Annotated in this window: 19 protein-coding genes and 1 tRNA gene; 8 read left to right on the forward strand and 12 right to left on the reverse strand. The window is 62.8% G+C overall.

All coding sequences use genetic code 11. The features are described 5' to 3' along the window. Nucleotides 1–7: 7 nt before the first annotated feature. From LB564_RS08540 to LB564_RS08560, 5 genes are all read right to left on the reverse strand, one after another. A complete protein-coding gene (locus tag LB564_RS08540; RefSeq protein ID WP_224536596.1) occupies nucleotides 8–1720 on the reverse strand; it encodes an IlvD/Edd family dehydratase in 1713 nt (570 codons plus the stop codon). 14 nt (nucleotides 1721–1734) lie between these two features. After that, nucleotides 1735–2514, reverse strand: a complete 780-nt coding sequence (locus tag LB564_RS08545) for an SDR family oxidoreductase (RefSeq protein ID WP_224536598.1) — start codon at nucleotides 2512–2514, stop codon at nucleotides 1735–1737. 25 nt (nucleotides 2515–2539) lie between these two features. Beyond that, the gene (gene araH, locus LB564_RS08550; protein ID WP_224536600.1) at nucleotides 2540–3490 is read right to left on the reverse strand and encodes an L-arabinose ABC transporter permease AraH; all 951 of its coding nucleotides are present in this window, start codon (nucleotides 3488–3490) and stop codon (nucleotides 2540–2542) included. Nucleotides 3491–3499: 9 nt separating this feature from the next. Then, nucleotides 3500–5011 carry an L-arabinose ABC transporter ATP-binding protein AraG gene (gene araG, locus LB564_RS08555; RefSeq protein WP_224536602.1) on the reverse strand — a complete coding sequence of 504 codons (1512 nt, stop codon included), beginning with the start codon at nucleotides 5009–5011 and terminating at the stop codon, nucleotides 3500–3502. A 71-nt stretch (nucleotides 5012–5082) separates the two neighbouring features. Continuing rightward, entirely contained in the window at nucleotides 5083–6072 is a 990-nt protein-coding gene (locus tag LB564_RS08560) for an arabinose ABC transporter substrate-binding protein (protein WP_013891527.1), read from the reverse strand. A 252-nt stretch (nucleotides 6073–6324) separates the two neighbouring features. Between LB564_RS08560 and LB564_RS08565 the strand changes: the two genes are divergently transcribed. Then, entirely contained in the window at nucleotides 6325–7014 is a 690-nt protein-coding gene (locus tag LB564_RS08565) for a FadR/GntR family transcriptional regulator (RefSeq protein ID WP_140709541.1), read from the forward strand. Between the two features lie 8 nt (nucleotides 7015–7022). Continuing rightward, nucleotides 7023–8171 (forward strand): galactonate dehydratase, encoded by a 1149-nt coding sequence (gene dgoD, locus LB564_RS08570; protein ID WP_224536605.1) that lies wholly within the window; start codon nucleotides 7023–7025, stop codon nucleotides 8169–8171. A 250-nt stretch (nucleotides 8172–8421) separates the two neighbouring features. Here dgoD and LB564_RS08575 read toward each other — a convergent pair whose 3' ends face one another. Further along, complete coding sequence (locus tag LB564_RS08575; RefSeq protein WP_224536608.1) at nucleotides 8422–8811, reverse strand: hypothetical protein; 390 nt, start codon at nucleotides 8809–8811, stop codon at nucleotides 8422–8424. A 143-nt stretch (nucleotides 8812–8954) separates the two neighbouring features. On the opposite strand from LB564_RS08575, the gene LB564_RS08580 reads away from it, so the two are divergent. Continuing rightward, the gene (locus tag LB564_RS08580; RefSeq protein WP_224536609.1) at nucleotides 8955–9764 is read left to right on the forward strand and encodes a competence protein CoiA; all 810 of its coding nucleotides are present in this window, start codon (nucleotides 8955–8957) and stop codon (nucleotides 9762–9764) included. 139 nt (nucleotides 9765–9903) lie between these two features. Continuing rightward, a complete protein-coding gene (locus LB564_RS08585; protein ID WP_224536610.1) occupies nucleotides 9904–10950 on the forward strand; it encodes a hypothetical protein in 1047 nt (348 codons plus the stop codon). Between the two features lie 14 nt (nucleotides 10951–10964). Here LB564_RS08585 and LB564_RS08590 read toward each other — a convergent pair. Then, nucleotides 10965–11040 (reverse strand) — tRNA-Ala (locus LB564_RS08590). 172 nt (nucleotides 11041–11212) lie between these two features. Beyond that, the gene (locus LB564_RS08595) at nucleotides 11213–11605 is read right to left on the reverse strand and encodes a TIGR02300 family protein (protein WP_224536611.1); all 393 of its coding nucleotides are present in this window, start codon (nucleotides 11603–11605) and stop codon (nucleotides 11213–11215) included. A gap of 207 nt (nucleotides 11606–11812) precedes the next feature. On the opposite strand from LB564_RS08595, the gene aroA reads away from it, so the two are divergent. From aroA to LB564_RS08615, 4 genes are all read left to right on the forward strand, one after another. Further along, nucleotides 11813–13171: a 3-phosphoshikimate 1-carboxyvinyltransferase gene (aroA, locus tag LB564_RS08600; RefSeq protein ID WP_224536612.1), complete on the forward strand. Its 1359-nt coding sequence runs from the start codon at nucleotides 11813–11815 to the stop codon at nucleotides 13169–13171. A 260-nt stretch (nucleotides 13172–13431) separates the two neighbouring features. Beyond that, nucleotides 13432–14082, forward strand: coding sequence for a (d)CMP kinase (gene cmk / locus LB564_RS08605; protein ID WP_224536613.1), 651 nt, complete (start codon nucleotides 13432–13434; stop codon nucleotides 14080–14082). A 206-nt stretch (nucleotides 14083–14288) separates the two neighbouring features. Then, on the forward strand, nucleotides 14289–15986 hold the full coding sequence (gene rpsA / locus LB564_RS08610; protein WP_008872513.1) for a 30S ribosomal protein S1: 1698 nt from the start codon (nucleotides 14289–14291) through the stop codon (nucleotides 15984–15986). Between the two features lie 28 nt (nucleotides 15987–16014). Then, the gene (locus LB564_RS08615; RefSeq protein WP_224536614.1) at nucleotides 16015–17985 is read left to right on the forward strand and encodes a hypothetical protein; all 1971 of its coding nucleotides are present in this window, start codon (nucleotides 16015–16017) and stop codon (nucleotides 17983–17985) included. On the opposite strand, the gene LB564_RS08620 is transcribed toward LB564_RS08615, so the two are convergent. From LB564_RS08620 to LB564_RS08635, 4 genes are all read right to left on the reverse strand, one after another. Further along, entirely contained in the window at nucleotides 17970–18677 is a 708-nt protein-coding gene (locus LB564_RS08620) for an SDR family NAD(P)-dependent oxidoreductase (protein WP_140709365.1), read from the reverse strand. The genes LB564_RS08615 and LB564_RS08620 overlap by 16 nt on opposite strands. A gap of 234 nt (nucleotides 18678–18911) precedes the next feature. Further along, nucleotides 18912–20492 carry a 5-guanidino-2-oxopentanoate decarboxylase gene (locus tag LB564_RS08625; protein WP_224536615.1) on the reverse strand — a complete coding sequence of 527 codons (1581 nt, stop codon included), beginning with the start codon at nucleotides 20490–20492 and terminating at the stop codon, nucleotides 18912–18914. A gap of 15 nt (nucleotides 20493–20507) precedes the next feature. Continuing rightward, a complete protein-coding gene (locus tag LB564_RS08630; protein WP_140709363.1) occupies nucleotides 20508–21179 on the reverse strand; it encodes a TetR family transcriptional regulator C-terminal domain-containing protein in 672 nt (223 codons plus the stop codon). Then, nucleotides 21149–22021, reverse strand: coding sequence for a dimethylarginine dimethylaminohydrolase family protein (locus tag LB564_RS08635; RefSeq protein WP_224536616.1), 873 nt, complete (start codon nucleotides 22019–22021; stop codon nucleotides 21149–21151). The genes LB564_RS08630 and LB564_RS08635 overlap by 31 nt, the downstream gene beginning before the upstream one ends. Between the last annotated feature and the right edge of the window lie 103 nt (nucleotides 22022–22124).

Consider the following 22124-nt stretch of genomic DNA (forward strand, 5'->3'; position numbering starts at 1 on the left):
CGCACCCTCAATGGCTTTCGCGCGGAATGGCGTGGCCACGGTTGCCGACTAGAAAGTCGAGATCGGCGCCACGGTCGGCCTGCAGGACATGGTCGACATAGAGGCCCTGATAACCGCCGCGCATCGCCGGCTCGGGCGGCAGCCAGGATTGACGCCGCCGCGCCAGCTCCTGTTCCGACACGTCGAGATGCAGCTTCCGCGCCTCGACATCGAGTTCGATCATGTCGCCGCTCCTGACCAGCGCCAACGGACCACCGACGGCGGCTTCGGGCGCGGCATGCAGCACGACCGTGCCGAAGGCGGTGCCGGACATGCGGGCGTCGGAAATGCGGATCATGTCGCGGACGCCCTTTTTCAGGATCTTTTGCGGTAGCGCCATGTTGCCGACCTCGGCCATGCCCGGATAGCCTTTCGGGCCGCAATTCCTGAGCACCATGATCGAGGTCTCGTCGATGTCGAGCGCGGGATCGTCGATGCGCGCCTTGTAGTCGTCGATGTCTTCGAAGACGACGGCGCGGCCGCGATGCTTCATCAGCGATGGTGAGGCGGCCGATGGTTTGATGATGGCGCCATCGGGTGCCAGATTGCCGCGCAGCACCGCGATGCCGCCATGCGGCGTCAGCGCCCTACCGCGCGGACGGACGACCTCGGGATTGTCATTCCGAGCGTCGGCGATGTTGTCGCGTACGCTCTTGCCGGTGACCGTCAACGCGTCGAGATCGAGCATGTCGGCGATCTCTTTCATGACAGCCGGAATGCCGCCGGCGTAGCAGAAATCCTCCATCAGGAAACGACCTGACGGCATCAGGTCGAGTATGGTCGGCACGTCGCGACCGAAAGCATCCCAATCATCGAGGCCAAGTTTGGTGCCGACGCGGCCGGCAATCGCCAGCAGATGCACGACCGCATTGGTCGAGCCGCCGATGGCGCCGTTGACGCGGATGGCGTTGGCGAAAGCCTGTCTGGTCAGAACGGCCGACGGGCGCAGATCCTCGTTGACCATCTCGACGATACGCCGCCCGGTCATGCGGGCGATGCGATTGCGGCGCGCGTCGACGGCGGGGTAGGCGGCGTTGCCGGGCAACGCCAGCCCAAGCGCCTCGACCATCGAGGCCATGGTCGAAGCCGTGCCCATGGTCATGCAGTGGCCAGGCGAGCGCGACATGGCGCTCTCGGCATGGGCGAAATCCTGCTCGCTCATTATGCCGGCGCGCACGTCCTCGGAGAATTTCCACACATCGGTGCCGGACCCTATGGCGCGCCCCTGGAAACGGCCATTGAGCATCGGCCCGCCGGAAATGACGATCGACGGCAGGTCGCAGGAGGCAGCCCCCATGACCAGCGACGGCGTGGTCTTGTCGCATCCGGCCATCAGCACGACGCCATCCATCGGATTGCCGCGGATCGCCTCCTCGACATCCATCGAGGCGAGATTGCGGAACAGCATCGCCGTCGGCCGCAAATTGGATTCGCCGCACGAGAACACCGGGAATTCCAGAGGCAGGCCGCCGGCCTCCAGCACGCCGGCCTTGATGTGCTCGATCAGGCCGCGGAAATGGACATGACACGGGGTGAATTCGGAGAATGTGTTGCAGATGCCGATCACCGGGCGGCCGTCGAAAGCATCGTCGGGCAGGCCGTTGTTCTTCATCCAGCTGCGATGGATGAAGGCATCCTTGCCTTGGCCACCGAACCAATGCTGCGATCGTCTCTTGGTCATGGTCTTTCCCGCATTCAGGCGGGATGCTGAAGCTGGCTCAGCCCGCCATCGATGACGAGGGTCGCCGCGTTCATGAACGGGCACTCGTCGGAAATCATGAACACGGCGGCAAGGGCGATCTCGCGCACCGAGGCAATGCGACCGTCGGGATGCAACGCCATGGTGTTGGCGCGCGCCGCAGCCGGATCAGGAAAACTGTTCCAGTAGTCGATGGCCTTCCGCGTCTCGACATAGCCGGGCGCCAGCGCGTTCACGCGCACGCCCTGCCCGGCATATTCGAGCGCCAGCGACTTGGTCAGCCCAAGCAGGGCGTGCTTGGCCACGGGATAGGGAAAAGTGTGCGGAATGATGGTGAAGCCATGGGTCGAGGCGATGTTGAGGATCGCCCCGCCGCCATTCGCGAGCATGCCTGGCAGCACCGCCTTGCTGCAGTTCCAGGCGCCCTTGACGTTGACGTCGAAATTGCGGTTCCACTCTTCTTCGGTGGCCTCGAGCGGCGTCGAGAAGACATTCATCCCGGCATTGTTGATCAACGCGTTGACTGGACCTATCTGGGCGTTCGCACGGGCAACGGCTGCTTTTATCGCGGCCTCGTCCCTGATGTCGGCCGTGACATGCCCGACATGGCCCTCGGGTGCCGCGAGGCCCGCGATGGTCTTGTCCAGCAACGTACCGTCCTGGTCGACGAGGAACAATTTCGCACCCTCGGCCAGACAGGCCTCGGCGATGGCAAGACCGATGCCCTGCGCGGCGCCCGTCAGGAAGATGCGTTTGCCGGACAGGCGCTCAGCCATCGCTGTCACTCCCCTGGAAGACGGATCAACGCCGGCCCAAGGCCGACGAACGCAGATTGTCGAGCAGCACGGCGAGCAGCAGGATCACGCCGCGCACGATATACTGGTAGAAGGCCGGGATGTTGAGCAGGTTCATGGCGTTTTCGGCAATGCCCATGATCAGCACCCCGACGATGACACCGGACATGGTGGCGCGGCCGCCGGCAAGCGACACGCCGCCGAGCACGCAGGCCGAGATGACAGAGAGTTCAAGCCCGACTGCCGCATTGGGCTGGCCCGATGTGATGCGCGAGGCCAAAAGGATGCCGGCGATACCGCAGACGACGCCTTGCAGTGCAAAGATCCAGATGCGGGTCCTGTCTACGTTGACGCCGGCCAGTCGCGACGCTTCGGGATTGCCGCCAATGGCCAGCGTGTTCTTGCCGAAGACGGTGCGGTTGAGCACGAAGCCGAAAATGCAGAACAGAAGTGCCAGCACCCAGACAGGCGTCGGTATGCCGAGGAATTTCGACAGCGCGAGCTGATAGAAATCCGGGCTGTTGATGCCGACGGCGCGGCCATCGGACGCGATCAGCGCAAGGCCGCGCACGATCTGCATGGTCGCCAGCGTCGTGATCAGCGCGTTGATGCGGAATTTGGCGATGACGACACCGTTGATGAAGCCGACAAAGGCACCGCAGGCGATCGCCGCCAGCAACCCAAGCAGGATCGAGCCGGTGTAATTGGACGCCATCACCGCGACCATGCCGGCGAAGGCGACGATCGAGCCCACCGACAGGTCGAAGTCGCGCGCCGCCAGGCAGAACATCATGGTGCAGGCGACGATGCCGACGGTGACCACTGACTGGAGCAGGCCAAGCATGTTTCGGTCGGTGAGGAAGTTCGGCACCAGCAGCGACACCAGCGCGAAAGCGACGATGAAGATGACGACGAGGCCCTGTTCGCCGAGCAGGATCTTCTTCAGCTGATCGGTCATGTCAGGTCCTCAGGATGCGATGGCGTCGGGGGTTTTGGTGTCGGGAAGTGCCGCGGCCAGGATCGCCCTCTCGTCGAACTGGTCGCGGGAAAGTTCAGCGCTGACGCGCCCGCCGCACATCACCAGGATGCGGTCGCAGATGCCCATCACCTCCGGTAGTTCGGACGAGACGACGACGATCGCCATGCCATCCTCGGCAAGCTGGTAGAGCAGTTCGTAGATTTCCGCTTTGGCGCCGACATCGATGCCGCGTGTCGGCTCGTCGACGATGAGCACCCGGACGCCCTGCTCCGACAGCCAGCGGCCAAGGATGACCTTCTGCTGGTTGCCACCGGACAGGTTGATGATGTCCTGCCTGCGCGATGGCGTGCGCACCTTGAGCTTCTTGATGAAGGTTTCGGCCGTGGCGATCTCGCTGGCGCGGTTCAGGATGCCGAAGCGCGCGTGATGGCGCCGCGAGGAGATGTTGATGTTTTCCTCGATCGAGCGGCCCTGGATGATGCCGTCATGCTTGCGGTCTTCCGAGCACAGCACGATGCCTGCGCGGATCGCGCCATGCGGGTCAGCGGCATGGATCGCCTTGCCATCGACAATGATGGTGCCGCCCAAGCGCGCGTCGGCGCCGAACACCAGCCGCATCAGTTCCGAGCGGCCTGCGCCGATGAGGCCGAAGAAGCCGACGATCTCGCCGGCGCGGGCCTCGAAGCTGGCCGGCGTTTTCAGCTTTGCTCCGGAGATCGCTTCGACTTTCAGCCTGATCTCGCCCGTCTGCCGTGGCCGAAAACCCCAGATGTCGGAGATTTCGCGGCCGACCATTTCGGCGACGACCTGGTCGCGGGTGACGCCTTTCAGTGATGCGTGGTGCGCCGCGAGCTTGCCGTCGCGCAGCACGGTCAGGCTATCGCAGAGACGGAACACCTCGTCGAGCCGATGCGAGACATAGATGATGACCTTGCCCTCGCCGCGCAGGCGGTCGATCAGGGCAAACAGGATTTCACTCTCGCGAGAAGACAGCGAAGAGGTCGGCTCGTCCAGCGCGATGGCACGCGCATCGAGCATGATCGCCTTGGCGATCTCGACCATCTGGCGTTCGCCGATGGACAGCGTCTTGACCTTGCGGCTGATATCGATGTCGATGCCGGCCGATTTCAGCTTGGCGCCGACATCCTCCAGCATCTTGCCGCGCGCGATGACGCCGGCGCTGGCGGGAAAGCGGCCGAGGCTCAAGTTTTCGGCGACGGTGAGTTCCGGCACGAGCTGCAATTCCTGATGGATGACGATGACACCATTGTCGAAGGCGTCCCTTGTCGAGGCATAGGCCTGGACCTTGCCGTCGATGCGGATCTCGCCCTCGTCGGCATGCTGATCGCCGGACAGGATTTTTATGAGGGTGGATTTACCGGCCCCATTCTCGCCCATCAGGCCATGCACGGCGCCCTTGTCGACGCCGAACGAGACATCCGACAGCGCCTTGACGCCCGGATAGGTCTTGGTGATGCGCGAGAAGTCGAGAAAGGACACGGGCGTCGATCCTTCTTATGCCACGGCAAACAGACGGCGGCATGAGCCGCCGCCTGTTTGTACAGGGAGGATTATTCGATGCCGAGGCCCTGGCGGACCTTCTGGTAGTCGTCGCGCTTGGCAAGCGCGCCGGAGGTCAGGATCAGCTTCTCCGGTTCCTTGTTGTTGGCGACCCAGTCATACATGTTGAGCGCCGTCTCGTAGCCATGGCGCTTCGGCGAGATGATCACCGTGCCGACAAAGCCTGTGGCGGTCGGCTTCTTGAATTCGTTGATCGCCGAATCCGCGCCGCCGATGCCGACGCCGATCATGCCGTCAGCTGGAATGCCGACGCTTTCGGAGGCGCGCACGGCGCCGAGCACCGCTTCATCGTTGAGGCCAAAGGACACCCATTTCTTGATGTCGGCATGGGCGTTGAGCACCACGGTCGCGGCATTGAGGGCTGCTTCGGTGTCGGTCTTGGCCTGGGGAGCGTCGAAAATGTTCTCGGCCTTGAAGCCGTTGGCCTTCAGCACCGAGATGGCGCCTTCGACACGGTCGACGGCGGTCGGCAACTGGTCATAGGAAACGCGGATCGCGCCGACTTCGTCGGCCTTCCAGCCGCGCGCCTTCATCTCATCGACGATCGCCTGGCCGACAGCCTCACCGATCTTGGTGGCCGAGATGCCCATATGCGGAACGTCTTCCAGCGCCTTGCCGTCGGCACCGACCAGACGGTCGTCGACGGTCATCAGCTTGAGATTGTTGGCGGCGGCCTTGGCGACGATGCCGGGGCCGAGCTTCACGTCCGGGGTGCAGACGATGAAGCCCTGCGCGCCCTGGGCGCCGAGATTGTCGATCGCCGACATCAGCTTCTCACCGTCCTCGGCACCGATCTTGACGAGGGTAAAACCCTTTTCCTTGGCGGCCTGGTCGGCGAACTTCCATTCGTCCTGGAACCATGGCTCCTCGGGCTGTTTGACGATGAAGCCGATCTTGGTGTCCTGAGCATATGCAGCGATGGTCGTGACGGACAGCACGGCAAGCGCGCCCGCGACGAGCGCGGTTTTCAAAAGTCGCATGATTACCTCCCAGCGATAGGCCGGACGCTCGGCCCGGATGCTGGAGTCTGTATTCGCTTTTATCATACTCGTCAATTGATCTGGTATGATAATTGAGCTACATGCTCTGACCAAGGATCGCTGGCGCAAATCATCCGCATCCGGTAAGGCCGGGCCGGCTGTGCGAAATCAGTGGGTTCGCCGCCTTGGAGGAGGGCTGAGGTGACCGAAACGTCTAAGAAGGCTTCAGCCGACACGCGCCGCCCGCGCGTCATGCCCGATGTGACGAAGGCTATGGCCTCCGACATCTTTTCCGGACGCTATCCGGCCGGCTCCTCCCTGCCCACCGAAAACGAACTTGGCGTCGAGTATGGCGTCAGCCGCACCGTCATTCGCGAGGCCCTGAAGGTTCTCGCCGCCAAGGGGCTGGTGCTGTCGCGGCCGCGCGTCGGCACCATCGTGTGCAACGAGGACGACTGGAACATCATCGACCCGCAGGTGCTGGCCTGGCATGCGCCGCACGCATTGGACGACAAGCTGTTCGATGCCATACTGGAGACACGCCGGGCGATCGAGCCGCTGGTCGCGGAACTGGCCGCCACGCGCGCGACACTGCAGGAGATCGCCGACCTGGAAGCCGCGTGGCGCGGCATGGCCAATGCCGGCGAGGACCTCGCCGCCTTCTCGCGCAGCGACATTGCCTTCCACCAGATCGTCTATGCCGCGAGCCACAATCCGATCTTTCGCCAGATCGGCAATCTGATCGACACCGGGCTGAAATTCTCGCTGGAAGCGACGGCGACTATTTCGCTCGACCGCCGCATGGAAGCCGTGGCGGCGCACCGCGAAGTGGTGGAGGCACTGCGCATGCGCGAGGCCGAGGCGGCGCGTGGTGCCGCCAACCGGATCCTCGACCTCGCGGCGCGCGACCTCGTCAGCGCCAAGAAACTCAAGAACAACTGAGACCGCGCATGAAAATCATCTCGCTCACCACCTACATCGTTCCGCCACGCTGGCTGTTCCTGAAGATCGAGACCGATGCCGGCGTCACCGGCTGGGGCGAGCCGGTGGTCGAGGGTCGCGCGTTGACCGTCGAAGCGGCGGTCAAGGAGCTTGGCGACTATCTCATCGGCAAGGATCCTCGCCTGATCGAGGATCACTGGACGGTGATGCATCGCGGCGGCTTCTACCGTGGCGGGCCGATCCTGATGAGCGCCATCGCCGGCATCGACCAGGCGCTGTGGGACATCAAGGGCAAGGCGCTCGGCGTGCCCGTGCATGAACTGCTCGGCGGCAGGCTGCGCGACACCATCAAGGTCTATTCCTGGATCGGCGGCGACCGGCCGGCGGAGGTGGCGGCGGGCGCAAAGGAAGTGGTCTCGCGCGGTTTCCTGGCGCTCAAGATGAATGGCACGGAGGAACTGCAGATCGTCGACAGCCACGACAGAATCGATGCGGCCATCGAGCGCGTCGCGATGGTGCGCGAGGCGGTCGGGCCCAATATCGGCATCGCCGTCGATTTCCATGGCCGCGTCCACCGGCCGATGGCCCGCATCCTCGTCAGGGAATTGGAGCCCTACCGGCTGATGTTCATCGAGGAGCCGGTGCTCAGCGAAAACCGCGAGGCACTGAAGGAGATCGCCGCTCTTGGCTCGACGCCGATCGCGCTGGGAGAGCGGCTCTACAGCCGCTGGGACTTCAAATCCGTGTTCGAGGAAGGCGTCGTCGACATCATCCAACCCGATCTGTCGCATGCCGGCGGCATCACCGAGTGCCGCAAGATCGCGGCGATGGCGGAGGCCTATGACGTGGCGGTGGCGCCGCACTGCCCGCTGGGGCCGATCGCGCTCGCCGCCTGCCTGCAACTCGATGCCGTGAGCTACAACTGTTTCATCCAGGAACAGAGTCTGGGCATCCACTACAACGCCGCCAACGACCTGCTCGACTACGCCGCCAACAAGGATGTCTTCCGCTACGAGGATGGCTATGTCGCCATCCCCGACGGCCCGGGCCTCGGCGTCGAGATCAACGAGGAGTATGTCAAGGAGCGGGCCAGGGAAGGCCACAATTGGCACAACCCGATCTGGCGTCACAAGGACGGCTCCTTTGCAGAGTGGTGATGTGACGGCTTCCAGGGGCGGAAACGCGTGGGGATTGATGAAAAAGACAGCGGGCGGCGGTTACCGCTCGGCCTTCATCTAGAAACCACTCGCCCGTTCCGACGAAGAAGGCTGTTCTCGGCGGTCGACGAATGCGTACAACATGTTCAAGGATTTCATTCTCAACCGCCTAAAGCTCTTAAGCCTAGGGCGATTATCCCTCCAAGCCAGATTCCAAACAGGATCAGCGCAAGCGCGTTTATACGCTGGCTCACAGGGCGGAACAGTCGATATTGAACGAAGGACCAAAGACCACGGTCCATGTCGACGAAACCCTTCCCTTGCAGGTAAAGGGGGCGCCCTTTCGCAACGACTGGACCACGGCTTTCTGCTCGGCTTCAAAGCCGCACATCACCTTGATGCCCTTGCCTATGTTGAGGTGTACCCAATAGCCCGAAAGAGTACCCTGTTGGACATCTACGACTTTGCCGCTGATTTCGTGCGACTTGTCGCCCATATTTTCCTTCCACCAACTTTCCTGCTCAAGCTCGGTTTTGCTGTCGGAGATGCCGGCGGCAATCTCTTTGGCAGTGATCGTGTCAGCCGCTGCGAAATTGCTTGACAGTGCAACGAGCGCTGCCGCGTATGCGATACTTTTCATCAATTTCCCCATCCCAACGAACGTCTGCGGCGCCCTGCCCCTTAGCAAACACTTTGGCCACACAGCTGGGCCATCAGCAAGGCCGCTCTCGATGATAATGTTGGGGTTTGGGGGAAAGTTCAGTTGAGAGAGCAAGAGCCTAGATGCTTGTTGCGAGGCTAGGTAGTGACCGAATAGACGCCGCTGTTGCGTTGCGCGGCCCCGCGTACCTTTGTCCCAACCCCATATGCAACGCCGTGATGATCTTAAAGAAGGGCCGGATAAAGATCGCCCACTTCGCCCATAAACCACCCATGACGTGTTCGTGGGCGACCGGAGAAACGCAACAGCATTTAGAGGCGAAGCGGCTGGTCGCCGACGCACTCGCCGCACGCAAGCTAGCGGCGCAAATCGAGTTCGTGGTTGACACTTTGCCCGGTGACCGCCGCGCCGACGTGATGGCGTGGTCGCCTAAGGGGTTACGGATCGCTTTCGAGCTTCAGCACACGCCGATCAGTCTCGACGAAATCGAAAGCCGAGCATCGTCATATGCCCGAGCCGGCATCGCACAAATATGGGTTCCCTTCCTGAAGTCGTCCGTCTGGAAAGATGGCAAACCGATAGAGGGTGGCTGGCTTATCGAACGATATTCTCCGCGACCGTTCGAAAAGTGGGTTCACGGCTTCAGCGGCAAAAACGGAATGTGGATGTACGACCCAACTCAAAAGAACCTCTGGCTAGGAAAGCTCGAAGGCCATCAAATCTATGTGGAGGAAACAAGCTGGTATTCCGAAGGGGGTGACGAGAATTACGGCGGCGGCTTTCACAAATGGTCCAAGAGATACAGAAAACTAACCCTTCATGGCCCGCACGAACCGGACAGGCTCCTAATCAAGGTCACGTCCCGAAAGGCATACAGCACGAAGGACTACAATTGGCCCGCCGGGCGCGTTGCTCACCTTGTTCCCGCGTGAAGCGCCTCGTCAGACGAGACGCCTTCATCTATCGTGTCGGCGGGTAAACAAAATTCTTGGGCTCCCACGCGTCGCCAGACTTGGGGTTCGGAATTTTTGAACTATATTTGAGTAATTGTTTCCAGAGGGTGGGGCATCCTTGGCAGAGCTCAAATCCGCGCGTCATCACTGGTGGCCGGAAGGCGTTTCGTCCTTTTGGAAAGATAAAGAGGGTTTCACTAACTGGTTGCTGCCAGATGGCTCGGTTAAGCGTATGCCTCCGAAGAACCTTGGGGCCATCGGTAACGGCCATCAGATACGCCTAGGACAGGCTGGCGAAGCCACCCCATTTGATCAGGACTTCGAGAACGTTTTCGCTAGGGCGGACGACAATTTTCCGAGCGTCATTCGATGGCTTCAGGGGCTGGAGAGGGATGATACTCCGCGTTCAGAGCCGTTCGCCACGCGATTTCGGCCGGCGGACGCATCTGACGAAAATCTAGCAATGTTGGCCGAGGGCCTAATTTCGCTTGCCGTTCGTAGCCCTATGAACCGGCAAGGCGCTGTTAGTGTTGCCGAGCAATTCAGAGGTTCACTGCCGGAGGCAGAGCGGAACGCCCTAATCGGCCTCAATATGCGAAACACGCATCAAGAGGCAGTGAAACAGATTGGGATCAACGGAAAGTTTGTGGCAATTTATTCGCCGACGAGGGAGTTTATTTTTGGCGACGGATTTTATCACAACATCAGATCCCCACTGAATGTCATGCATTCACCGACGCTCTTGGTGCCGCTCACTCCTAACATCGCGGCCTTGTTTGTGAGGCCAATGAGCTACCGCACACTTCCTAGGTTCTTCACGCTTGTGATCAGTGACGATGAAGCCGAACGGCTAAACCACGCAATTCAAGTGCATGCGCGAAAACAGATTTTCTATCGAGCGGATAGGCCAACAATCACCGACGCCTACAGCCAGGAACGCCATCTGGTTTATACCGCCGAGAACCCGGTCAAGGACTTGGTTGAGAGCATCCCCGGCGTAGGGCGGCCCATACAACGGTTCTTTCTGTCGACCGATCTATCGGTTCCAGCAGCGCTCAAGCCAACTGCGGATGATCAGGATCAAAGGCCGCAGGAAAAACACGGGGTAGGGTTTTGGTTAGGGACGGCACTGCCGCTTCTTAAAAGGTGCTTTCTTATCAATTAGATAAGAAGACTGTTTGGTGGAGCCAATCGGAATCGAACCGACGACCTCTTGAATGCCATTCAAGCGCTCTCCCAACTGAGCTATGGCCCCACTCCCGGCAGTCAGCCGGCGCCGTTTCCGGCGAGAGATCGGCGCGGGTTGGAAGACCGCGCCGTTAGTGCAGGCGGCTTCTAACCCCGCCCTTCCCAGATATCAAGCCTGAATACCGGCTTTTTATTCCGATGTTGCGAAAGCGGGCAAATGCCCGCTTTTCGCGGCCTTGTCAGACCTCGTCGTCGTCGTCGCCGACGCCGATCATGTCGGAAACGTCGTCGTCTTCTTCTTCTTCGTCGGCGAGGAACGTGTCATCCTCGTCGTCGCCAAGATCGACATCGTCCTCGTCGTCGCCCAGATCGGGAAGATCGTCGCCGCCCTTGGCCTCGTCATCGGCCTCTTCGAGCGAAACGACTTCGGCGCCCTCTTCTTCCTCGCTATCCACTTCCTTCTCGGCCACTTCCTCGTCCTCCTCGAGGGCGGCGACCTTGCCATCCTCGAAATAGGAACGTGGATAGGTCTTGCCGGTATAGGGCGAGACGATCGGGTCCTTGTTCAGGTCGTAGAATTTTCGACCCGTTTCAGGGTCGACACGCTTTGTGCCAAGTTCGGTTTTTGCCACGGCAAGCCTCGTCAATAAAAGAGTGGTCCCCTTAACCACTGTTTGCGGCTCTGTCAAAGCCAAAAGCCGGCGTCACAAAACCATGCATTGAAAGGCCTCGCGCCAAGTGACGAGCATGGGGATGACCATTTCGCCCCGCCGTGATACGAGACCGCCGCAACAAATGAAAAAGCGCCGGCGCGCCGGCATTCCGTCCAGGGAAATTCCATGTCTCACGCCGCCGCTGCCAAGCCGGCCACCGCCCGCAAATCATCCGCCCTTTCCGGCACGGCACGGGTGCCGGGCGACAAGTCGATCTCGCACCGCTCCTTCATGTTCGGCGGGCTCGCCTCCGGCGAAACACGCATCACCGGCCTGCTCGAGGGGGAGGACGTGATGCGCACGGGCGCGGCGATGAAGGCGATGGGCGCGCATATAGAGAAGCACGGCGCCGAATGGGTGATCCGCGGCACCGGCAACGGCGCGCTGCTGCAGCCGGAAGGGCCGCTCGATTTCGGCAATGCCGGTACCGGCTCGCGGCTGACCATGGGCCTGGTCGGCACCTATGACATGGAAACGACCTTCATCGGCGACGCCTCGCTGTCCGGCCGGCCGATGGGCCGCGTGCTCGAACCCTTGCGCCAGATGGGCGTGCAGGTGCTGAAGGCGACACCGGGCGACCGCATGCCGATCACGCTGCATGGCCCCAAGCACGCCGCTCCGATTACCTACCGCGTGCCGATGGCCTCGGCGCAGGTGAAGTCGGCGGTGCTGCTCGCCGGGTTGAACACGCCGGGCATCACCACCGTCATCGAACCGGTGATGACGCGCGACCACACAGAAAAGATGCTCAAGGGATTCGGCGCCAATCTGTCGGTCGAGACCGACGAGCGCGGCGTGCGCCATATCTTCATCGAAGGCCAGGGCAAGCTGACCGGCCAGACGATCGCCGTGCCCGGCGACCCGTCCTCGGCGGGCTTCCCGCTGGTGGCAGCGCTGATCGTACCGGGTTCCGACATCGTGATCGAGAACGTGTTGATGAACCCGACCCGCACCGGGCTGCTTTTGACTTTGCAGGAGATGGGCGGCCAGATCGAGATCTTGAACCCCCGTAACGCCGGCGGTGAGGATGTCGCGGACCTGCGCGTGCGTTATTCCGAACTCAAGGGCATCACCGTGCCGGCCGAGCGGGCGCCGTCGATGATCGACGAGTATCCGGTGCTGGCCGTTGCCGCGAGCTTCGCCGAGGGCGAGACGCTGATGCTGGGGCTGGAGGAATTGCGGGTGAAGGAATCCGACCGGCTGTCGGCGGTGGCCAACGGACTGAAGCTCAACGGCGTCGACTGCACCGAGGGCGAAGCTTCACTCGCCGTGCGCGGCAAGCCCGGCGGCAAGGGGTTGGGCGGCCATCCCAACGGCCTGGATACGACCGTGCAGACCCATCTCGACCACCGCATCGCCATGAGCTTTCTGGTGATGGGGCTGGCGACGGAAAAGCCGGTGACCATCGACGACGCCAATATGATCGCGACGAGCTTTCCGGAGTTCATGGGGCTGATGAAGGGGCTGGGCGCGGAGATCGAGTGATTGTCGATGGCAATTGCAAACCTCGGAGATTGGATGCCGACAACCCTCCCTTGGTCATCCTGGGGCGAAGCAAGGAGCGGAGCGACGCGGCGCAGACCCCAGGATCCATGCCGTGACACAAACGCTCCGCAACGGTTCAATATTCTGCTCCGCCGCATCCTTCGGCTGACGACACGGCATGGATCCCAGGGTCTCCGCGACGGAGCTTCGCTCCTGCTCCGCCCTGGGATGACGAACGCGTTGGGATCGACGGCCCGCCAATGACTCACGTCTTCACCATCGCCATCGACGGGCCCGCCGGTGCCGGCAAGGGCACGCTGGCCCGGCGTCTCGCCGATCACTATCGCCTGAATCTCCTCGACACCGGCCTCACCTACCGCGCGGTGGCCCATGCACTGCTGCGGCTCGGCCTGCCGCTCGACAACGTCTCGGCGGCCGAAACCGCTGCGCGCCAGGTCGATTTGGCAAGGCTCGACCGGGCCGTGCTGTCGGCGCATGCTGTAGGCGAGGCTGCCTCGAAGGTCGCGGTGTTTCCCACAGTGCGGCGCATCCTGGTCGAAAAGCAGCGCGACTTCGCCAAGACGCCGCCGGGCGCGGTGCTTGACGGCCGCGACATCGGCACGGTCGTATGTCCCGACGCCGATATCAAACTCTATGTGACGGCCAGCGCCGAAGTGCGGGCACGACGCCGGCTGGCCGAGATCGAAAGCATCGGCGGCACCGCCAATTTCGCCGAAATCCTCGCCGATATCGTGCGCCGCGACGAGCGCGACATGGGCCGGACCGACTCGCCGCTGAAGCCTGCCGCCGACGCGCACTTGCTTGATACCAGCGAAATGGCTATAGAAGCCGCGTTTCTCGCGGCCATGGCTGTCATCGACGACGTGCTGGCCAAGAGAAGCAAGGCCTGATCCGGGTTTTCATGATGCTTCCGATTGTCGGAAGCGAAGAAAATACCCATATCGGGCACGAACCAGCCTGCCAGCATTCTTCATGCGCCGGAATTGCCGCTCGAAAAGCGGCCTAGGGCTTTTTAGCCCGGAACGCCGGCAGGCCAACGCAACGCTAACCCACGGCGCCCGTCCCGCTCGAAACGCGGGGCACTCCAGGAGAAACAATGTCAGCTGCAAATCCCACTCGCGATGATTTCGCGAGCCTGCTCGAAGAATCATTCACCGCCGGCCACTCCGGCGAAGGCCAGGTCGTCAAGGGCACGATCACCGCGATCGAAAAGGACATGGCCATCATCGACGTCGGCCTCAAGGTCGAAGGCCGCGTGCCGCTGAAGGAATTCGGCGTCAAGGGCAAGGACACCACCCTTAAGGTCGGTGACACCGTCGAAGTCTATGTCGAGCGCATCGAGAACGCGCTGGGCGAAGCCATGCTGTCGCGCGAGAAGGCTCGCCGCGAAGAGAGCTGGGTCCGTCTCGAAGAGAAGTTCACCAAGGGTGAGCGCGTCGAGGGCGTCATCTTCAACCAGGTCAAGGGCGGCTTCACCGTCGACCTCGACGGCGCCGTGGCCTTCCTGCCGCGCAGCCAGGTCGATATCCGCCCGATCCGCGACGTTTCCCCGCTGATGCACAACCCGCAGCCCTTCGAGATCCTCAAGATGGATCGCCGCCGCGGCAACATCGTGGTGTCGCGCCGCACCGTGCTCGAGGAAAGCCGCGCCGAACAGCGTTCGGAAATCGTGCAGAACCTCGAAGAAGGCCAGGTGGTCGAAGGCGTCGTCAAGAACATCACCGACTACGGTGCGTTCGTCGACCTCGGCGGCATCGACGGCCTGCTGCACGTCACCGACATGGCATGGCGCCGCGTCAACCATCCGACCGAAATCCTCAACATCGGCCAGACGGTCAAGGTGCAGATCATCCGCATCAACCAGGAAACCCACCGTATCTCGCTCGGCATGAAGCAGCTCGAGAGCGATCCGTGGTCCGAGATCGGCACCAAGTTCCCGATCGGCAAGAAGATCAAGGGGACCGTCACCAACATCACCGACTACGGCGCGTTCGTCGAGCTGGAGCCGGGCATCGAGGGCCTCATCCACGTTTCGGAAATGTCGTGGACGAAGAAGAACGTGCACCCCGGCAAGATCCTGTCGACGACGCAGGAGGTCGACGTGGTGGTGCTCGAGGTCGATCCGGCCAAGCGCCGCATCTCGCTCGGCCTCAAGCAGACGCTGGAGAATCCGTGGCAGGCTTTCGCCTCGAGCCATCCGGTCGGCAGCCAGGTCGAGGGCGAGGTCAAGAACAAGACCGAGTTCGGCCTGTTCATCGGCCTCGAAGGCGACGTGGACGGCATGGTCCACCTCTCCGACCTCGACTGGACCCGTCCGGGCGAGCAGGTCATCGAAGAGTACAATCGCGGCGACATGGTCAAGGCGCAGGTGCTCGACGTCGACATCGACAAGGAGCGCATCTCGCTCGGCATCAAGCAACTGGCCAAGGACACGGTCGGCGAAGCCGCGACGTCAGGCGAACTGCGCAAGAACGCGGTCGTCACCTGCGAAGTCATCGGCGTCAAGGATGGCGGTCTGGAAGTGCGGCTGGTCGACAGCGGCATCGAGACCTTCATCAAGCGCTCCGACCTCAGCCGTGATCGCGACGAGCAGCGCCCCGAGCGTTTCACCGTCGGCCAGAAGGTCGACGCCCGCGTCATCGCCTTCGACAAGAAGACCCGCAAGCTGCAGGTCTCGATCAAGGCGCTGGAAATCGCCGAAGAGAAGGAAGCGGTCGCACAGTACGGCTCGACCGACTCCGGCGCTTCGCTGGGCGACATCCTGGGTGCCGCGCTGAAGAAGCAGGGCAGCTAAGGCGCCCGCCATCGGCGGCACGCCTCGCGTGCCGCCTTACAAAAAAGACCCGCTGGAGCGATCCGGCGGGTCTTTTTCTTTACGGAACATAAACTTCCTCGCGTATTTGCTGGCGGTCCAACGGAATACTTCCATGAGCAATGGCGACGCCAACGCCGCCGCGCGACCTTCGTGGTTGCCGGGCCTTTATACCAGCTCGCCGGTGCTGTTCTGCTTTTTCGGAATGGCGATGCTGATGACCGCTCTGTGGTCCCTGGGCTTCCGGCTCAACAATGACGCCGACGATCTCCTCAAGCTGCACGAAATCCGTACCTTGCTTGAAACGGGCAATATCTTCGACCGCACGCTGCCCGGTATTGTCCAGCCCGAACCCTATGTCTCACACTGGCCGTGGATCGTCGACCTGCCCTACGCGGCGTTCGTGCGCCTGTTCGCCCCGTTTGCCGGCTCAGAGCCGGCTTTGATGCTGGCATGCTTCGCCGTCCCGCTGCTGCTGCTCGCACCCGCGCTTTATTTCTACAACCGGCTGATGACCGCCATCGGCTTTGCCTATCCGGCCGTTGCATTCCCGTTGGCTTTGATCTTTGCCGCGCGCACTTTTTTCGAATTCGCGCCCGGACGGATCGACTACCACAATCTGCAAATCCTGCTTCTGCTGGCGGCCCTGGTGTTGATGCTGTCGCGGAGCCGCCTCTCCGCCTTCGTCAACGGGGTGCTGACGGCCCTGGCAATCGCCATCAGCAGCGAGTTCGCGCCGTTCTATGCCCTGGTGATGGCGGTCTATGCCTTTGACTGGATCTTCGACCGCGAGGGTGGTGAAAACAGGATCGCCGGTTTCGGGCTGGCCTTGACCGCCGGCGCGGTCGGCCTGTTCGCTGCGATCGTGCCGCCCTCCGCCTATGACGCGGTCAGATGCGACACATATTCGACGCCGCATGTGACGGCACTGGCGGCGGCCGGGCTTTCATTCGCCATCGTGCCCTTGCTTGCAGGCCGGCGTGGAGGATGGCCGATGCGCGCGGCCATTCTGCTGGTGGTCGCGGCGGCCAGCGCGGTGGCGCTGGCGAAGTTGTTCCCGCAATGCCTGGCCAGCCCCTATGCCTCGCTCGACGCCTATGTTCGCGACAACATGATCAACAGGATTCTTCAGGAGTTGAGCCTGTTCCGGCGCCCTGATGTCGTCCTGTCGACAGACTTTTTCAGCATGGCGCTGCTGTTTATCGGCGCGCTTGCGCCAGCCGTCATCTGCGCCAAGCCGCAAGGTCGAAGCCGGCCCATCGTCATTTTGGCGCTGTTTTCGCTGCTCTCGCTGGCACTTGCGATCGGTTATGTCCGCTACTACCCCTACCTTCCGATCTTCTCAGGCATCGGCCTCATTTTCGCGCTGGCGAGCCTCCTGCCGAATACGAGGTTGGGTCGCTATTTGAAATCTCCGGTGCCGGCGGCATCGAACAGATACGCATTGATCCTGCCCGGTCTCGTTTTGTCCGGGGCGATGCTGCTGTATCACCTATCAGTAAAGCCGTCCGAAGCGGCGGTTCCCGCCGCCGAGTTCGCCGATAGCTGCTTTTCGAGCCGTTTTGAACCGAAGCAGAACTGGCCGTCTGGCGCCGTCGTTCTTTCTCCCCCGCTGATCGGCGCGCGTTTCGTGGCGCTCGCCGAAGGGCCCAAGGTGGTGACGATCCCTAATCACCCGTCAGCCAAGGGAATCGAGCGCAGCTATCGCTTTCTGGATCCGGCGACCGCCGACCCACGCGCGATACTCGATGCCTCCAAGGCAACGCATGTCGCGATTTGCGCCTGGCGAGGCCCGCCATTGCCGGGGCTGGAAGCCGCCTATCCATTCACGGCGGGGCTGATTGAAGGCCGGCCGCCGACATGGTTGCGGGAGTGCCCCACGGACGCTTCATCGTCGCTGCGAATCTACAGCTATCGCAACGCCGATGGATCGGACGCGGTGTGCCCGACTTCGACCCCCGCCGCTCAAGCCCGGCCATAGAGCGGCACCAGCGTTCCGCTCATCGCCTGGTTGGCCGGCGAGGCGAGATATGCGATTGCCTCGGCCGCGGCTTCAAGGCTGACCCATCTGGTGAAATCGGCATCCGGCATGTCGGCGCGGTTCGCCGGCGTGTCGAGCGTCGACGGAGCCACGGCATTGACCAGGATGCCACTCGCCTTGAGCTCTTCGGCCATCGCTACCGTCATCGCCGCCACCGCCGCCTTGCTGGCGGTGTAGGCGACCATGCCGGCGCCGCGCCTGGGGTCGAGCCCGGCGCGTGCCGTGACATTGACGATGCGGCCTGGTGTGTCCGACGCCAGCATCGAACGGATAGCGGCGCGGCTGCACAAGAAGGTGGTGCGGGCGTTGGTGTCCATCATCTCGGCAAAGGATGCCGATTCGATCTTTTCCACCGGCGCCATGGCAAAGCCGCCGGCCAGATGGATCGATCCCCACAAGCCAGGAACCTGGCTGTAGAACGCTTCGACCTTGGCGGAGTCCGACAGGTCGACATTGTGCGCCAGCTTCACATTGTCATGCGTGGTGAAGGGAAAGTGCTGAGGCGCCGCGGCGTGCGCGTTCGGCACGTGGCAGATCGCGCCCTGCTCCAGCAGTCTGCCGACCACCGCCCCACCGAGCGCGCCGGTGCCGCCGGTCACAACGATATGCCTGCCTTCAAGTGTTTCCGTCATCCTGGACCGCTCCTGTCATTTTTATGATTTTTGTCATCGGTTGCCGCGCCGACGCGAAGCGTCGCCCCTTTTGAGCGATCACTCAACTGATATCTCGACATGGCAGCCGTCACGTCTTTGCATGCGTCATGACGCCGTCGAATAGCAAAGCCGCGTAGACGCGGCTCGCGCCTTGCAAGAATAAGCCGGCGAATGGTCGCTTCCGCTTGAGGAACCAAGGCCGACCTGGATGATTCAAACGACCGTGATTTCGATGATGCGCGGCAGTCCCGTCGCCCGGGCTTGTTTCAACGCCCGTGGCAAGGCATCGATGTCGGCCAGCCTTTCGGCTGATATGCCATAGGCTTCGGCGAGCTTGCAGAAATCCGGCGGCGCCGACGACACGCCGACAGGTTCAACGCCGACGTCGAGCATCGAGGTTTCGATCTCGCGATAGCCCCTGTTGTTCCAGACGACGAAGATGACCGGCGCATCGGAATCGAGCGCCACGCCCAGTTCCGGCAGCGTGAACTGGAAACCGCCATCGCCGGTGATACAGACGACCGGCGTGCCCGGCATGGCAAGGGCGGCGCCGATCGCTGCCGGCGGGCCGTAACCCAGCGCGCCAAACCCGGTCGCGGCATTGAACCAGCCGCCCGGCCGGTCATGGTCGTAATAGAGATTGGCGGCGTAGATAGGCTGGGTCGAGTCGCCGACGATGATGGCACCAGGCAAGGTATCACGGATCATTTCCACGGCATGCACCTGCGCCGCATAGGCCGGGCTCAGCTCGGCAAAGGCGGCCTTTCGCCCGGCCGCGGCCCGGCCATGGCCGTCTTCGACGGCGCCGTCGGCTGGCCCGATCGCCGCAAGCAGGGCCTCGATCGCCTCGGCGCAATCGGCCTGGATGGCGACCGTCACCGGGCGCCGTGCAAGCTGGTCGGCACCGATGTCGATGCGGATCAGGTTCGAAGGCAGCACGAAACCGCCGTCACCGTAACCATCATAGTCGGTCGGGCCGAATTCGGTGCCGGCGGCGATCACCAGGTCGGCCTCGGCCATCAGCGCGCGAACCGCCTTCAGGCTGGGACTCGCCGGTACGCAGAGCGGATGACCATGCATCAGGCCGCGTGCGTTGGTGGTCTCGACAACCGGCGCGCCCAGCCTTTCGGCGAGGCGCCGCAGCGGGGATTCGGCTTTCCTGGCGCCGCCGCCGGCGAGGATCAACGGACGGCGCGCTAGCTTGATTAGCTTTGCCGCGTCGGTAATTGCCGTAGCTTCCGGTGCGGGCGGGGCGGCATTGCTCAGCGCGGCCGCAAGACCGTCGGCTGGCTTGACCATGACGTCGGTCGGAATTTCGATGTGCACCGGTCCTGGACGCGCGGACGAAAACAACGCGAAAGCCCGCGCCAGCGCACCCGGCAATTCGCTGGCCTCGGTCACGCGCTGCGACGACAGCGCCACCTTCTCCATCATGCCATGCTGGTCGGGAAGCTCATGCAGGAAGCCGAGCCCCTTGCCGAGCGTGTCGGTGGCGTTGACGCCGGAGATCACCAGCATCGGCACCGAATCGGCGCGCGCCTGGCCCATGGCTGTGATGGTGTTGGTCAGCCCCGGCCCGGTGATAACGAAGGCGACGCCCGGTCTGCCGCTGGCGCGCGCATAACCATCGGCCATGAAGCCGGCGCCCTGTTCATGCCGCGGCGTGACATGGCGGATCTTCGAGCGCGCCAGGCCGCGATAGAGTTCGACGGTGTGAACGCCCGGAATGCCGAACACAGTGTCGACGCCATGGGCTTCGAGCAGCGAAATCAACGCTTCCCCGATGGTGGTCATTGGTTTCTCCCCTTCCTACTTTTCGGCATCATGCTTCAGCGGCACGAGGCCGAGCTCGGCCTCGACAGCCTTGATGCCAATCGCCGCCAATTCGCCGGGCGAGAACATCTCGCCGGCCAGGCAGCCTTCGATCCAGAGCCCGTCGATGATCGCGTTGATCGCGATGGCATGGTGGCGCAGCGCGCTCGCGTCCGGCTGGTGCCGTTCGGCGGCGAGCACTTCGGCCACGACTGCTTCCACCTCGTTGCGAAAGCCAAGGTAGCCGTCGCGGTGGGCACGGGCCAAGGCAGGGTCTGCACTGGCGCGGCCGATGAAGGTTGCCCAGAGCGAAAACACCCGGGCGTCGATGATCGGCGCGTTGAGATTGGCGGTGACGAAAGCCGCGAGGCGTTGGCGCGGCGAGGCATCATCCATGACCAATGCCGCTTTCGCCTGCTCGGTCATGCGGCCGACCAGCGCCGTATAGGCCTCCTGCAGCAATTCTTCCTTGCCGGGAAAATAGTGCCGGATCAGCCCGGCGGTGACGCCGGCACGCAATGCGATGGTGCGCAGGCTAGCGCCCTGCAGGCCATATTCCGCCACGCTGTCGAGAGTAGCCTCAATCAGGTCCTGCCGCCGCCGCCCCTCGCCCTCGCGACGGAACTTGCGGCGCGCATTCATCGGCGCAGGATCGGCCGCGTCAGGCATGTCGGCCCGCCTTCGCAGGCGATGCAGAGCGCATCGGCCTCGAAGATTTCAACCGTGCAGCCGGCGGCTTCCATCGCGGCCCTGGTCTTGGGAAAGCCCGCAACGGCAATGACCTCGAGCGGGCTGGTCGGCAGTACGTTCAGGCTGAGGCCGTTGGACGCGGCGAACTCCTCGGCGTCGCCTTCGACCAACCGGATGCCGCGCGCCTTCAGCGTCTGGTAGAACGGGGCCGGCAAGAGCGGCGAATAGACCAGAGCGAGGTCGTCGGCCAGCGGGCTGATCACCGACATCAGATGCAGGCACGCTTCTTCGCCCTGCCACAGCGGCAGATCAAAGCCGTAGACGGAAATGCCCAGCGGCGTCAGCAGGTTGGAAACCTGCTGGATGCCTTCCTGGTTGGAGCGGACGCCCCGCCCGATCGCCAGCGTGCGGCCATCGATCCATACGCAGTCCCCGCCCTCGACCTGGCCGGGGGCCTCGACGCGACCAAGGATCGGGATGCCCAGTCTTTTATAGGTTTCCTCATGCAACGAGGGCTCCCTGGCGCGCAACGGCTTGCCCATGGACAGGATCAGCGCGCCGCGGTCGGTCATCAACGAGGGGTCGTGGGTGAACACAGAATCCGAAAGTCCGTCGGCCTTGTCCTCGATCCATTCGATTTCCGCGCCGGAAGCCGCCACCAGTTCAGCAAGGGCCGCGTGCTGGGAGGCCGCTTTCGCCGGGTCGAACCCCGGGCCATAATGCCATTGAGCCCTGTCGGCGCCGCGCATGGCGTTGGCCGCCGACCGCATCAGCACGCGCCGCAGCGGCGCCGCCATGGACTGTGACCCGAAAGCGCTCATCGATGCCCTTTTCTAGCTGAAAAAAACCGAAAAAATTTCATGAGAGACTATTTATACACTTGCACAACAAGCCCGCAAGTGCCGTAATGAGCGGGATTGACGG

Origin of the sequence: Mesorhizobium sp. ES1-6 (assembly GCF_020164775.1) — a bacterium.
Lineage (GTDB): Bacteria > Pseudomonadota > Alphaproteobacteria > Rhizobiales > Rhizobiaceae > Mesorhizobium.

What these genes read in the sequence shown, in the direction of transcription:
- LB564_RS08540 (WP_224536596.1), bottom strand. Translation starts at nt 1,720, where the DNA reads ATGACCAAGAGACGATCGCAGCATTGGTTCGGTGGCCAAGGCAAGGAT.
- LB564_RS08545 (WP_224536598.1), bottom strand. Translation starts at nt 2,514, where the DNA reads ATGGCTGAGCGCCTGTCCGGCAAACGCATCTTCCTGACGGGCGCCGCG.
- araH (WP_224536600.1), bottom strand. Translation starts at nt 3,490, where the DNA reads ATGACCGATCAGCTGAAGAAGATCCTGCTCGGCGAACAGGGCCTCGTC.
- LB564_RS08560 (WP_013891527.1), bottom strand. Translation starts at nt 6,072, where the DNA reads ATGCGACTTTTGAAAACCGCGCTCGTCGCGGGCGCGCTTGCCGTGCTG.
- LB564_RS08565 (WP_140709541.1), top strand. Translation starts at nt 6,325, where the DNA reads ATGCCCGATGTGACGAAGGCTATGGCCTCCGACATCTTTTCCGGACGC.
- dgoD (WP_224536605.1), top strand. Translation starts at nt 7,023, where the DNA reads ATGAAAATCATCTCGCTCACCACCTACATCGTTCCGCCACGCTGGCTG.
- LB564_RS08575 (WP_224536608.1), bottom strand. Translation starts at nt 8,811, where the DNA reads ATGAAAAGTATCGCATACGCGGCAGCGCTCGTTGCACTGTCAAGCAAT.
- LB564_RS08580 (WP_224536609.1), top strand. Translation starts at nt 8,955, where the DNA reads ATGCTTGTTGCGAGGCTAGGTAGTGACCGAATAGACGCCGCTGTTGCG.
- aroA (WP_224536612.1), top strand. Translation starts at nt 11,813, where the DNA reads ATGTCTCACGCCGCCGCTGCCAAGCCGGCCACCGCCCGCAAATCATCC.
- cmk (WP_224536613.1), top strand. Translation starts at nt 13,432, where the DNA reads ATGACTCACGTCTTCACCATCGCCATCGACGGGCCCGCCGGTGCCGGC.
- rpsA (WP_008872513.1), top strand. Translation starts at nt 14,289, where the DNA reads ATGTCAGCTGCAAATCCCACTCGCGATGATTTCGCGAGCCTGCTCGAA.
- LB564_RS08620 (WP_140709365.1), bottom strand. Translation starts at nt 18,677, where the DNA reads ATGACGGAAACACTTGAAGGCAGGCATATCGTTGTGACCGGCGGCACC.
- LB564_RS08625 (WP_224536615.1), bottom strand. Translation starts at nt 20,492, where the DNA reads ATGACCACCATCGGGGAAGCGTTGATTTCGCTGCTCGAAGCCCATGGC.
- LB564_RS08630 (WP_140709363.1), bottom strand. Translation starts at nt 21,179, where the DNA reads ATGCCTGACGCGGCCGATCCTGCGCCGATGAATGCGCGCCGCAAGTTC.
- LB564_RS08635 (WP_224536616.1), bottom strand. Translation starts at nt 22,021, where the DNA reads ATGAGCGCTTTCGGGTCACAGTCCATGGCGGCGCCGCTGCGGCGCGTG.